The organism is Chryseolinea sp. T2 (assembly GCF_037203685.1).
GTDB lineage: Bacteria > Bacteroidota > Bacteroidia > Cytophagales > Cyclobacteriaceae > Chryseolinea.
The window spans coordinates 15,053-28,601 of record NZ_JBBCAU010000012.1 but is presented as its reverse complement, the minus strand read 5'-3'; the positions used below and the strand labels follow the sequence as shown (position 1 = coordinate 28,601).

General features: G+C 46.9%; 7 protein-coding genes. 2 read left to right on the top strand and 5 right to left on the bottom strand.

What is annotated here, in order from left to right:
* Nucleotides 1–201: 201 nt before the first annotated feature.
* Nucleotides 202–2,658 carry a T9SS type A sorting domain-containing protein gene (locus WBG78_RS28650; protein WP_337329969.1) on the top strand — a complete coding sequence of 819 codons (2,457 nt, stop codon included), beginning with the start codon at nt 202–204 and terminating at the stop codon, nt 2,656–2,658.
* Nucleotides 2,659–2,791: 133 nt separating this feature from the next.
* Here the strand turns inward: WBG78_RS28650 and soxC are convergent, their stop codons facing one another.
* From soxC to WBG78_RS28635, 3 genes are all read right to left on the bottom strand, one after another.
* On the bottom strand, nt 2,792–4,021 hold the full coding sequence (soxC, locus tag WBG78_RS28645) for a sulfite dehydrogenase (RefSeq protein WP_337329968.1): 1,230 nt from the start codon (nt 4,019–4,021) through the stop codon (nt 2,792–2,794).
* The gene (locus tag WBG78_RS28640; protein ID WP_337329967.1) at nt 4,018–4,629 is read right to left on the bottom strand and encodes a c-type cytochrome; all 612 of its coding nucleotides are present in this window, start codon (nt 4,627–4,629) and stop codon (nt 4,018–4,020) included. The genes soxC and WBG78_RS28640 overlap by 4 nt, the downstream gene beginning before the upstream one ends.
* A 719-nt stretch (nt 4,630–5,348) precedes the next feature.
* Nucleotides 5,349–9,257 carry a gliding motility-associated C-terminal domain-containing protein gene (locus WBG78_RS28635; RefSeq protein ID WP_337329966.1) on the bottom strand — a complete coding sequence of 1,303 codons (3,909 nt, stop codon included), beginning with the start codon at nt 9,255–9,257 and terminating at the stop codon, nt 5,349–5,351.
* A 407-nt stretch (nt 9,258–9,664) separates the two neighbouring features.
* On the opposite strand from WBG78_RS28635, the gene WBG78_RS28630 reads away from it, so the two are divergent.
* Nucleotides 9,665–10,828, top strand: coding sequence for an alpha/beta hydrolase family protein (locus WBG78_RS28630; protein WP_337329965.1), 1,164 nt, complete (start codon nt 9,665–9,667; stop codon nt 10,826–10,828).
* Nucleotides 10,829–11,191: 363 nt separating this feature from the next.
* On the opposite strand, the gene WBG78_RS28625 is transcribed toward WBG78_RS28630, so the two are convergent.
* Nucleotides 11,192–12,592: a hypothetical protein gene (locus WBG78_RS28625; RefSeq protein WP_337329964.1), complete on the bottom strand. Its 1,401-nt coding sequence runs from the start codon at nt 12,590–12,592 to the stop codon at nt 11,192–11,194.
* The gene (locus tag WBG78_RS28620; RefSeq protein ID WP_337329963.1) at nt 12,576–13,130 is read right to left on the bottom strand and encodes an RNA polymerase sigma factor; all 555 of its coding nucleotides are present in this window, start codon (nt 13,128–13,130) and stop codon (nt 12,576–12,578) included. Before WBG78_RS28620 ends, WBG78_RS28625 begins: the two co-directional genes overlap by 17 nt.
* Nucleotides 13,131–13,549 lie beyond the last annotated feature (419 nt).

Here is a 13,549-nt window from a genome sequence, read left to right as displayed (position 1 = left end):
GCTCCCATCGATGGCAATATTAGTGTTTGAACTCCGACCCGGTAGGGATGTTGTATGTTGGCATCCTGTAAATAGTCATTAATGACTATTTACAGGCGGGTGCCGGAGCGCTAAGTTTATAATTCGCCGCAGGGTTGTGTCCCAGATCCTACCTGTTGCCTACAAGGAATTAGCACCATTACGCTATTTACTCAGCGCCATATGATTAAATGCCCCGAGTGTAAGGTTATCACGGTAGTCATCTTGAATATGATCGCGATGATTCTTGCTATGCCGCAGTTGTTCGCGCAGCAGTGGAAATTCATGAGTGGACCGGTTGTTGATCAAGAAAACATGGCCGATGTTCATACCATTGAATATACCACGGACTTTGTCATCGCTGCTGGACCGGGTACGGTCGACAGGGCACCGTTTTACATATCAAGAGATCGAGGAAATACCTGGACCATTCCGAACATCGAATGGCTACGGCACCTCGGCGAGGTTGAGCCACGGGGATTGTTTAAATGTTTTGCAATTCGTGATAATGTTATTCTGGCGGGTGACCAGGGTAGGAACGGCGTCATCTTGCGTTCAACGGATAAAGGAAATTTGTGGAAAGAGTTGCCAACGGATTTCCCAACCAGTTCTGATGGAATAGAGATGAATGACTTTCTTGTATATGGAGACACCATCTTCCTTGCATCTTCACACGGTATCCATTTCACCCGAGACGATGGTACGACTTGGACGCACGTCAGTGAAGGCATTCCCTCCCATGCTGACGTTTTTCAAATGGCCAGCTTGAACAAGGTCTTGTTTGCAGCCACGAAAATGGGTCTTTATGTGTCAGCAGATGCAGGGAGACAATGGAAAGCAGCAACTGGTATTCCTACTACCAGATCTATCCGGACTATAGCTGTGACCAAAGGTATTCTGATAACCGATGGATTCCGATCTACCGATGGTGGAGTCTCCTGGTCGCCTTTGGCTAGCGTTAACGTGGATACGAATCCTATCTGGGGAAAAGCGCCATTAAAAGGAATCTATCACCTCGTTGTGCGAGGTGATACTGTGGTTGCGCAAACTGCTCTGCCGGTTGGCGCGGATGTTAGTTTTGCAACATACGTTTCGTTCGATTCTGGTCTTACCTGGGAGCGATCACGCCTGCTTTCAGGAGGTGATAGGTATCTGGTCAATCAGACCGTCCTGGACTTTTTTGACTTCGATAGAAATATGGCATCGGATGGAAACTCCTTTTTGACAGGTCCCTTTTCCACCGATGTCTATGGCATATTGCGTTCGACCGACTTGAACACCTGGACCAACCTCACAGGCAAGCTGTACGGCTGTGATATGCTTGCTTCCAGTGACGACTACTTATATGCCTCACTCAATAATAAAATTTACAGGACAAGTGACGGCGAAACCTGGAACGGCATCCTGGAATTTCCCAAGGATACTAAAATTGGAGAACTCTTCGGTAAATCATTGGTTGTTAGTGGAAGTGACCTTTACTTTATCAACGCGGACAGTGAGGATATATTTGATCAAAAGGGATTGTATGATTCCGGCGACAACGGTGAAAGCTGGCGGATAATTCCTCTGCCCGATGATACCATTTACGATGTCGTACGCATGAAACCGAAAGTCTTGTTACAATCGAGAAGCAAGTTTTATATCAAAGATGACAGCGAACAACAATGGAGTACGCTGACCTTTGGTGAATTTAATGATGTGAAGCGCGTTATGGTAACCGAAGACAACAGGCTAATAGCCTACAGTTGCACGAGGATCATTGAATCGATCGACCTGGGAAAAACATGGCAACTTGTTGTCGATCTTGCAACATACTTCGATAACATAGACGACCCAAACTATGATCCAAAAGACTATGAGGACGAATGCTTATTGTCGTTGGCAATACGAGGGCGGAATTTTTTGGCGCAAGTTTATCGGAACTGGATCAGAGGGACAAATGAATATCGAGGTGGCATCAACACATTTTATAGCAATGATATGGGAAAGACTGGCGGACTAACAGAGCGGGTGTTAGAATCTGAAGAGTTTGTGTATCAACCTGCCCCTAGTATACTGGGTCCATTCTTGTCGACGCCTATTGGCTTTATCGGTAACAATGGATACTTCTATTCCCGTACAGGCGAAATCGTTCAGAGCCTTAAGGACGGATTTCCAGGAGGAAAAATAGATCGTCAATGCAATAATCAATGGTTTGAGGAGCCCTACTATGTGGAGATCGAAAAGGCCTATTCGCCACCATGTAACAACTACACTGCAATTAACGATGCAGCCGTTTTTAAAGATAGATTATTCATTCACGCAGTAGGTGGTGTTTGGTCGACCAGTCTGAATGCTATTACCGTACAGCCGACACCCGAGGAAGTGACCGGCCTCGAAGAGCTCGAGAGCGAAAAGAGGCTCAAGGTTTTTCCGGTACCTACAAATAGCACGGTCAAAATTCATTATTTGGTGCTGTCGGACAACGCTAACGTTCAGGTTATGGACCTTTTTGGACGCTCGATCTATGCTGGAAAAATGGGGGTGAGTGAAGATCATTTGGAGGTGGAGTTGGCTATTCAGCATTTTGCGAGGGGTCGTTATATTGTGAGGGTAATTGATGGTGGGAAGGTATACACGGCGTCCATAATAAGAGATTAGTTACCTGAAGTTGCAGAAGGACGTGTAATCAGGATACTCAAATAACGCGGTGTGATTGCTGAAAAGATGGCAAAAGTTTTAATATTGTTGTAGGCGCGGATAAGATGTAAAGATCTAATTTGACTATTACAGATCACCACCCTTTCGCGTCCTCATTAATAAACACATCACCATTATTGTGAACAACCCATTTAGTGATCGGGTTGAAATGATAACCAGTTACGTCACCGCGCACATCAACCAAATCTTTAAAGAATGGCTGGATGTAACCGGTTTCGTCTATGGCGCGACTCATGATCTCGGTTGTTTGTCCATTCCAATTCCACAGGTAGCGGAACGTCGTGTGAGCCTTGTCGAGAATCGGTGTTTGTAGTTCAGCGGGGTACCACGATTTTCCGACGTCGGTGCTGACTTCTACTCTGACAATTTTCCCGCGGCCACTCCAGGCGATGCCCCTTATTTCAATCCATCCCTTTTCCACTTTCGCCGGATAAGCGGGAAAGGTAATGATCGACTTAGCTTCCATCTCAAAACTGAATTGCCTGATCTTTCCACCCTTCAAGATATCAGAATACTTTGCCGTCTCTTCACGTGTCATGAAGGGGCGATCAGAAAGTTCGATCCTTCTGATCCACTTTACCGATGTGTTCCCTTCCCATCCTGGAAGAAGTAACCTTGCGGGATAGCCCTGTTCAGGTCTTATCGCTTCTCCGTTTTGAGCATACACAATCATCGCGTCATCAAGTCCTTTGCTCAGTGGAATGCTTCTCGACATCACGGCGGCATCGGAGCCTTCAGCAAGAAACCATTTCGCTTTGGAGTCGACGCCGACCTCGCGAAGTAACGTTGATAACATTACGCCCGTCCATTCGCTTTGACTGGTCATGCCATAAACTTCCTGAGGAGTCGTGGCTGGTTTTTTAAAACCAAAGACGAGGAAATTTCCGCAGCATTCGAGAAACATCGTGCGAGATACAGAGGGCAGTCGCTTCAAGTCGCGTAGGTTGAAGATCATCGGTTTTTCAACCATGCCGTGGATAAGCAATTCGTATTTCGCGGGATCAATAGTAGGAACGCCAGCATGGTGTCGCTCGTAATGAAGATCTGATGGGGTGATGCTTCCGTACAAATCCTGCAATGGCGTAAGTGACAGTGATGATCCGGTAACTTTTGTTGGTGTTTCAAATGGAGAACGGGTGCCTATCGTTCCTACTAGCTTGCCGGGGATCTTGGTTGGATTTCCCAGTTCGCTAACGGGTACAGCCTTTTGAATTTTTCCAAAGGTTGTTTGCGCAAGAACCACCGCTGCGGTGGCAGCACCGCCAAGCAGCTTTCGTCTGCTGATATTTATTTTAGAGCTCATCGGATTCCAGGTCCCCCTTGCCTGTCATCGTTAACAAAGAGTTTTCTCGCGGGCATCTGGATTGATGAGAGATTGTCCGCGCGAACTATAAACGTTGAGTCTATGAGTCGGTTTCGATACAATAAGAAGGCCGTTAAGTGATATACTTCAGCGGATGTGAGAGAGCCTGGTGCATTGAAGGGCATCGCTCGATTTATATAGTCATACAGGGTGGTCGCGTAGGGCCAGTAATTACCAATGCCAACTGCTTCGCCATATTTGAATGGATTGCTGGCGCCATAAGGAGCAACCAAAATATCTTCAGGACCTTCCTTTCCATTTTTACCGTGACAGGCGGCGCACTTGGCTGCGTATATTATTCGGCCTTCGTTCACCGTGCCTGATCCAGGAGGAAGTCCGATTCCGTCCGGACCGACCTCGATATTCAGTGAATCAATTTCTTTTTTTGTTGCTGTTCTTCCGAACCCGAATGAGACAGGCCATTGATGTTCCGCTTTTAATACAGTGTTTGAAGGTTTGGTCAATTCAATGTCTGGAGGTTCGTTTTTGGCGCAGGAGAAACCGACAAGTGCGATAAAGAAACAGACACTGAATCCTGATGCATGCATAGTGGCTAACCTTTGACTTAAGTTACGGATAGCAATTGTAATTGCTGTGTAAAGGGTTGGAAATTTCTAAGATGCCACCGGCGGAATACGCAAGTTTACTGATGCTTGCCAGATGGTGAACAAAGATCAGCCCTTGTTTCATTGAGGAGTTGATTCAGAAAATTCACAAGATGTCATTAGTGCTTAGTGACGTGGCGAGTACGATCTCGCCATGGATAAACTCGAATGGCTGCTCACCATTCCAGGGAATTTATCGCATTTTGATTTGAAACTCAGTCCGCGGTTTGATGCCGTACGCCACCTTCCCCGCTTTTAGAAAATGATGAACACAACGTATCAGACGAAACTATAACAGCGATGTAATCTAAGTGTTGGTGATTTGCTTGATGAGGTGAATTGTCCAGTAGGCGAAATTAAATACACGATGTACTGCGTATTGCCGGAATGCGCTTGCGGTGATCTTGCGACGGAGTTTTAACGCTAACAAGGGACAGGGATTAAAAACTCATCCTCATAAAGTACAACACGTGTGCCACCTATGTTATTAGCGCAATTTCCGGATTTCGAATAGGAGAGATACAAGTTCGGGAAATGTCGATCCCGCCCTGGGACTAATCGGATGAACTACAACACATAATGGTTTCGACTTCCATCACAAACTTGCGTCGTTTGAACGGTAAGGCTGTGAGTCAGCTGCGAAGCTCTGACTCTGACAACTGTTAACGTATCAAGTGAACCGTACCTTTAATCGTCCTCGGATCACTGTGGCAGTTGGCATTTATCCCATAGTAGAAATAAACACCGGCAGGCGCATCCCCGCCGTTCCATCCCGTGTTAGCAGGATCCGCATAAACAGATTCGCCATAACGGTTAAATACTTCAAACGATGCTGATGGGTCGTTCGTGATCATTTTGAACACCTCATTCTTGCCGTCACCATTTGGAGTAAACACGTTAGGAACAAATAAAGTATCGGCCGGTAAAATCAACACATGTTGAGGAGTAGTTTCCAAAAGGCATTTACCAAGCTGCAACGAAGCATAATAGTACCCTGTCTTTTCAGGTTTCAACTCCGCGTCTGAACTGCTTAATGCGATGACGTCTGATATTGACTGTTCATAATATTTCCACGTCACTGAAATTCCGGGTGCTTCACTTTGCACGATTAGTTTTTCCTCACCGCTCGGACAAAATTCCAACTCCGCTGCTGACGGGGAGACGTTCGCTTTGAACGAATCGTTGATGACAATAGATTTTTCTTCCGGCAGGCAATACGTTGTTTGCGCGACAACTTTTACGACGCCATTGCTTTGAATGGTAACAGCGTTCCCGCCATTTTGAGCAATCCCATATTCAGTTTCGGTGGGTTCTTTTTTCAACCAGGTGATCGTCGCTAAGTCAGGAGGCGCGTTAGTCAGAGACACCGTTGCTTCGCCCGTAAGACATATGTTTCCGGATGTTGACAGCGCTGGCTTATACGGCGCGATAACTTTAGCCAATGTCGTCTTGTTGTATTGACAGCCAAGGGGCGAATTGTACTTATAAGTCAGCAGGTATTCGCCAGGCGATTGGCGTGGACTGAAACTATTGCTGGTAACACCTGTCCCGCTCCATGCACCACCTGCCGGTGTTGCTTTGAGGGCGATAGAGGTGCCTGAGTTGTTACAACTTGTGGCTACTGTGTCGAGGGTTAACTCGATCTGCTCATTGCGCACGTTTATAACAGGAGAGAATGCTGAGCAAATCCCGTTGTTAGCATTTACCTGATACTCGCCTCGTTTTGTTGCCGTCAGTTCGGAGGAGAGAACATCCAGAGATTTAAACACACCGTTGCTGGTTTCGCGGTAGTACCATTCATAAGAAACATTTGCTTTAGGCTCGACTTGTAGCAGAACAGCAATAGGGTTAGCGTTGGCACAAACGAAATGGTCAGTTCCATCTGCAAAGACCGTTAACGGGTCATCAGCTACGTGAATCTCCAGTAGTCCTGCGTTGGCACAGTTTGGGGTTCGATAAGTTAAGATGTATTTGCCGGGTCCAACAGAAGAGGGATCAAATAAGCCCTGTGGATCTGTAATTCCTGGACCGGACCATGTGCCTTCAAATGGATATCCCAATAGTTCCACCGTTTCATTCGTAGCGCAAACAGGTGGAACCAGTTTTACGATAGGAGGTGTAGGAACAACATATACCGAACCCGAGATCTTTCCGGTTTCAAGATCTTCAACAGGTGCACCCATAAAGAAATCCGTTTCATCAATATGGACAGCCATGCCGAAGTAGTCTTTAATGAAAGAGTCGCCGGTAAAGTCGGCGATCCATTGGGTATTCGTCCAATGATAGTCTTTGGCTTGAAAGACTGATGCAAGTCCCGGCTTATTGATTACCTGACCTGATTTATACTGGTCGTTTATCGGTGATCCTACAATTAATGTATTCTGAAAGGCTGCCATCGAGTAGCCGAACAATCCGCTTTCCTCCTTTGTGTTGGGAATTATTTTTGCGGACTCCGTACGCGATGTCCATTCTTCGTTTGGCAGTTTAGTGTATACGTACACCGCTCCGACATCCCAGGTACCATTGTAATCCCTGGTGGGCGCCGAAATAAAAATCGTACCGTTCGATATGTAGTTCGAATACCCAAACTTGTCACCGTTAGAGACCCAAGATTTAAAATCCGATGAAATCTGGATCGGCTCAGAATCGGTTTGGGACAGTACGCATTTTACTTCCCAGTTTCCTTCCTCATTCAGCTCGAGGATTTTTGTACCGGCAACAATCAGATTGCCCTCAATACTCACGGGGACAGTTGAGCTCCTGGCAAAGAAGTCTGTACCCTGAAGGCACATCGATTGATGGAATTTAAATTCGGTTCCATCGAACTTATAGAGTGCCAAAAAAATATGACATTCAGCCATACCTCCCGAGCTACCGCTATCCATGTACGGCATCACGAGCCAGTCTTTGCTCATCGCGATATTGTCTCCCGACGTGTAAACGATCAGGCCGTCGTTCGCCAGAACAATTTCCTGAACCAATGAGGGATTACTCCAATCCGTTCCCTTCCTGTAGACAAAGAATTTTCCGGCCGGTGAATGACCAGCAGCAGCGACGGCCAGATAGTCTCCGCTGATCGCCATATTCGAGCCGAATACATCATCGTAACGACCACCGGCTGGCGGCAAGATCTTTGCCGTTTTTGTCCATGCGCCACCGCTCTTCGTATAAACATATACGGCACCTGCATTTGCCTTTACCGTTCCGTCGTATGGAGCTGTAACAAAAAGGTTATCTCCCTGTCCCAAAATTTTCGTTCCGTAATAGTGAGCGGCTGTGCTCTTCTTAGCAGCATACAGATAACCGGTTTGCCATGTGCTACCCGATCGTGTATAAGTTTTCAATGCCACCTGCGTGATGCCGACATTCGGTGGTGCCACGTAACCCACGACAACATCGAGATTTTGATTGGCCGCGATCACCGTTCCGAATCTTTGAGCGGTGCCAGGGTTAGGCAGATTTTCTTCAATCGTTTCGTAGACCGGATTACACCATCCGCCTGCACCCTTCCGTAGCCGTGTTAGAAATCCTGTGCCATCTTCATCGCGGGAGGTAAGGAACAAGTCATTCCCAACCGCTGCGAACACATTGGGAATCCAATAGCTTTTATCAGTACTTGTATTTGGATCGAAATGGCAAGTCAGGTAACGGTCGGGCCATGGGCCGGTTTGAGGTTGTTCAAAGAACACTACTTCCCATTTAGGATTGGCCGTTTCAACGTCGACAGAAGCAAGCGTAAAAATTCCGTCTTCAGTGAAGGCGAAATTGTCGTTGCCAAATCCATACGAATAATGGAGATCGCCGGCAGCGAGCTTAGCTTCCAGTTGATAGTTGCTGAATGTACCGCTATTGTCTTTGTACACATAAATTTGTCCGTTGGCGGTGGGTGCAAATCGTACGAAAGTCGCCATACGCGAGCCCTGGAACTGAACGCCTCCATCTCCAAAATCATCGACGTCTGCTTCGGGTGGAGGTATCAATGTTCGGGAGGAAGAGTTGCTCCATTCGTTACCCGCATTCTTATGATACAGATACATGGCCCCGCTGCTTCCATTAGGAAACGAACTGTCCAGGTGCCAGATGTCAGTGATCACCACAGTATTTTGGTCATCGGTAATGCCTATAGGATTGTTTGCGCTCGTGCCGAAACGTTGTCCATCGGGTACCTTCCAAATCGCCAGTTGCACGGGAGTCGTCCAATCCGTGCCATTCTTTTTGTAGACGTATACTGATCCGCCCTGGCCATAGGCGCCTACGAACAGGTAGTCCTGGCTCATCTTCACGGACCAGCCGAACTGGATGGCGTCGATGGGAACCGCAGGAACAATAGACGAGTGCTTTATCCATTGTGTTCCCTGCTTTTTATAAATGTGTACCAAGCCCGTTATGCGTCCAACGCTGTCGCTATTGGGCACGCCAACAGCCAGGTAGTCGCCATACATCGAGATGGAGCGGCCGAAGTCAAGGGAATAGTCGGGTGCGGATTCCGGAGTGAGTTTTGAGAAATCGGTGAGACATTGTCCGTGGGCCGCGAGGGAGGCCAGGAGGGACAACCAGAAGAGAATACGCATAACAGTTCTATGAAACCAGGATGCATAATAGCATTAAAATTCGAACGGAATTCTGTTTGATTTCGGAGTTTCTTACGTCTCATTTTAGGCGCTTTAATGGGTCCGGACGGGAGTTTGGAGTCTATCACGTGTGTCCATGAAGCTGTGAATGCGGAATCACGGTCTTAACATATAATTCACGAACGTCGATCGAATTGATTGCGTGCGTTGCGCGCCGAAATCGTACGCATTTCAACAATGATGAGCACGCGGCGCGCGAATATCGGATCCGATCTCTGTTGCTATTGATATGTGATCCCGATCGGATCAAATGCAGGTTCGCCTTCATAAATATTTAAGATATCATCGGTCTATAGTCTGTTTATTCTTTTAATTTGATCACTTCTATCATCCAAAAAACTGCAGCTATGAAATGCAAAATGATTTTAACTACTGCTGTGTTATTGCTTGTCATGCTGCCCCAGAGTTATGCACAGGATACCACGTTGTGCATGGGTAAATACTGGTCCGAAGACGAAGCTAAAGTAATGATGAGCCGTTTCGCGCGTCAATGGAACGATAAGAATTCATGGGAGACACGCGCCGCTCAAATACGTAGCGGTATTATCGAAGGCATGAAGCTGACTTCAATGCCAAAAGTATCCGGTGACTTCAATCCAATTATTACACACCGCCGTGAGATGGATGGTTATAGCGTTGAAAACATCGCTATCGAAAGCTTCCCCGGGTTTTACATCACAGGAAACATTTATCGCCCGGCTAAGAAGCAAAAGAAATATGCAGCCATCCTAACGCCGCACGGCCATGGAGTTGATAAACGTTTTTCGGAAGAAACCCAAAAACGATGCGCCATGTTCGCTCGCATGGGCGCCATCGTCTTTACTTATGATATGGTCGGCACAGGAGAATGTATGCAGGTAACTCATAAGATGCCGATCGCCCTGGTGCTTCAGACATTTAACAGCGGACGTGTATTGGAATACTTACTGTCGTTGTCAGACGTAGATCCGGACAGAATCGGGATGACAGGATACTCAGGAGGTGGGACACAGACTTTTATTTTGTCTGCCGTAGACAATCGCATTAAAGCAGCTGCTCCGGTTGTTCAGGTATCAGCACATTTCTTTGGAGGATGTGTCTGCGAAAGTGGAATGCCGATTCATAAGCGGTCGGGGTTTCAGACCAACAACGTCGAGATCGCCGCACTGTTTGCACCGAAGCCGTTACTGATTGTTTCAGACGGCGCCGATTGGACGAAGAACACACCGGATGTGGAGTATCCTTATATTCAGAAAGTGTATGCCGCATATCAGGCAAATGATCATGTTTCCAATGCGCATTTCGCAAACGAAGGCCACGACTATGGATATTCAAAACGAACGGCAGTCTACAAATTCTTTAACCGGTATCTGCAACTGGATGATAAGTCTGTTGCTTCGAAAAATGGATACCAGGAGGATTTCGTTACCATACTGACGAAACCTGAGCTTTATGTTTTTGACAACGAGGTAAAAATGCCGGCGAATGCACTTCAGGGGGACGACGCCGTTATAAAATATCTGGGGCTGTAGAGCCGCACCAATCGCCTGCGATAGGTGATCTGCCAAACTAAAGGGCGCACCTAAAGAAACGGATATGTGAGCAGTCAGCGGGCTCAAGCGGATTAATCAACATTTTTCACTTTCGGAAAAGTGCTTGTGGTGGAGTGACGTATGGGACGTGCTACGCACAAACTCCCTGGCTTGTGACGAGATCCCGGACTACCAGCGGCTGATGGCGAATATGCGCTCGTTGATGTAAAACCAATGAGTGTCCAGGGTTGCTGATAATGACCGGCGTGCGCAGTAGTAACCGAAGGTCGGCCAACTGGTCAACAGCATCAAAGTCCATGGATCAAATTTTCGCGAACGCGACCTGCCCGTTCGCAATTGCCTTTAAAAGTGATACGTGGCGCCCAAATTCAGCCCCAATCCATAGGGTTTGACATAGAAAGGAGTATTCATCACCTTATTGATATAGAAGGAGTAGTTGAGCGTTGGTTGGAAAACGGCGCGTAATTTTGTGTCGGCTGGATATTGCAGGCGATAGTATAGATTATAGAACACGTATACTGAGGGGTTGTTTGTGAAGTCAGGTGTTGGTTGATGCTTCCTGTTGAGCGCCACGTGGAACTCCAGTCCCGTGCCCATCGTGTGGAGAAGGCGATTGCTTCTAAGCTGATAGTTTATGCCGAGCTGAAAACCGAGATTCTTTACCTGGTATTCGAACGACTTTTCCAGATAGACGAATTTCGGTTGCGTGATGATCTCGCCATTAGTGCCTGTCGTCACTTGCACGTACTCCACCTGCTTCTGCACATAGTCTACGGTTTGCTCGCGTTGATAATAGACCAATCCGCCAAAAACATTAAACTTCGGATGCACGGGAATTTCGAGTCCTGCCTCCGCCCGAACACCCAGACGCTCCGAAGAAAATGCCGCCACTTTGTGAATGCTCTCCACAATCAGATTGTCGTGCTGGTTGGCCTCGATCCGCTGATACCCGAGAGTGGGCATGACGGTGAAGTACAAGCGGAAAGAGCGACTTTTACTTTGTTGTATGATGACGCCAGATTGATCTCTGCTATTATCCACAGACTTGCCTCTTAAAGTGGTAGTAACATCGTTGATCTTTTCTACTGCTAATGAATCCCGATGCACACTCATTTGGCCTGAGACATCACCAATCGTAGCCACGCCTGGCGACTCGTTTTCGCTTAAAGGTTCCGACGACTTTTCTGGTAAGGTTAGCGGCGACGCCTGGTGATGCCCGGTAACATAGGAGATTTCCTTACCAGGGTTCACCGGTATTTGTTGATCTCTTGTTGCGTTACGTATTTGGGACGCTGTCAAGTTCCTGGCGTCAGTGTTTTGGGTGAGATCTTTACGTCTTTCATTGGCCGAGGTGACCTCTTCATATTGCGCCGCGTCAGCGTTGGAAATGGCTTGTTGAGATGGAGCATCCATTTCATTTTCTGCATGGCCACCCGTAATTACCTCCTTGCCTTTTTTCTGGTTTTTATCCTGTGGAGTGGATGCGACGCTTCCTTCTTCAGCGCCTTTATGCGACAGTGTCGTTGTGGTCAGGTCGGAATCGATAAGATGATAAAACCCTCCCAAAAGCGCGATCACTGCCAACAGCATCCATCCCTTCCTCACTCTGCGTTTGAGCCGTGCATTCCTATTCTCTAGCTCCACATTGGCCAATATGGATGCCCATAAGCGTTCATCCGGAGTCACTGAGTAGTTTTGTAACCTTTTCAAATCATCGTTCATCATGTCATCCATAATCTTCATACTTCAAAATCCCCAGTCCTTTCAGTTTGTGTTGTAAAACCTGTCTGGCCCTGTTCAATTGCGATCTGCAAGTGCTTTCTGAAATACCCAGCATTTCACCGATCTCTTTATGGTTGAATCCTTCTATCTCGTGGAGGTTGAATATAATTCGATAGCCATCTGGCAATTCCATAATAAGACTTATCAACAGTTCATCCGAAAACTGAGATAGGATCAGCGTGTAGTCATTATTGCAATGGTTCCGACCCATGTTTTCGTCGGCGTGCACATTGCGCTTGTGTCGATGATAGTAGTTCACAGCCGTATTGATTGCAATACGCTTAATCCATTGCTCCAGCTGTTTATTGTCGTGAAGCTGCTGCAGGGACTGAAACACTTTCACAAATGTCTCCTGGTATACGTCTTCCGCCTCCTCAATGCTGTTAGTATAGCGGCGGCATAGTCCCATCACCCGAGCCTTATATAGATCGTATAACTGCCGCTGTGCCCGAACATCCTTGCACATGCATCGAATAATCAATTCATCGGTTTCTGACATTCAACGGAGATTATTGCAATGGAAGAGTGATTAAGCGTTTTGATATAATACCTTGAAGGAGTCTCTAATTCTCCGTCGCACACGCCTCACCTTCTGACTGTCTTCAAATTGTCGTTTGAGGAGGGACGCTGACAACAGCACGCTGAAGATGAAACGGCCCTCGCGTCTCTCCTTTTTGTATGACCTGATTTGACCCAGGAACGCTGCATTCAATGTTGGATTTATCCGGGCTTTCCTGTCAAAGCAAGCTTGCAATTGGTTATTTGGTCATTCACCAGCCTGAATCTTACGGTTGTGTCACCACCATATAACATAAGATAATTGTTTGGTGCCTTTCAGTGGATATCTATGAGAAATTTGTTAAACCTTTTTGTCCGATAGGACTGGGGTGGGGCCGACCATATGCTGAGAATTCATCC

Bases quoted from the DNA above. Each gene is read 5' to 3' on its own strand.
- WBG78_RS28650 (WP_337329969.1), top strand. From the start codon at position 202: ATGATTAAATGCCCCGAGTGTAAGGTTATCACGGTAGTCATCTTGAAT.
- soxC (WP_337329968.1), bottom strand. From the start codon at position 4,021: ATGAGCTCTAAAATAAATATCAGCAGACGAAAGCTGCTTGGCGGTGCT.
- WBG78_RS28640 (WP_337329967.1), bottom strand. From the start codon at position 4,629: ATGCATGCATCAGGATTCAGTGTCTGTTTCTTTATCGCACTTGTCGGT.
- WBG78_RS28635 (WP_337329966.1), bottom strand. From the start codon at position 9,257: ATGCGTATTCTCTTCTGGTTGTCCCTCCTGGCCTCCCTCGCGGCCCAC.
- WBG78_RS28630 (WP_337329965.1), top strand. From the start codon at position 9,665: ATGAAATGCAAAATGATTTTAACTACTGCTGTGTTATTGCTTGTCATG.
- WBG78_RS28625 (WP_337329964.1), bottom strand. From the start codon at position 12,592: ATGAAGATTATGGATGACATGATGAACGATGATTTGAAAAGGTTACAA.
- WBG78_RS28620 (WP_337329963.1), bottom strand. From the start codon at position 13,130: ATGTCAGAAACCGATGAATTGATTATTCGATGCATGTGCAAGGATGTT.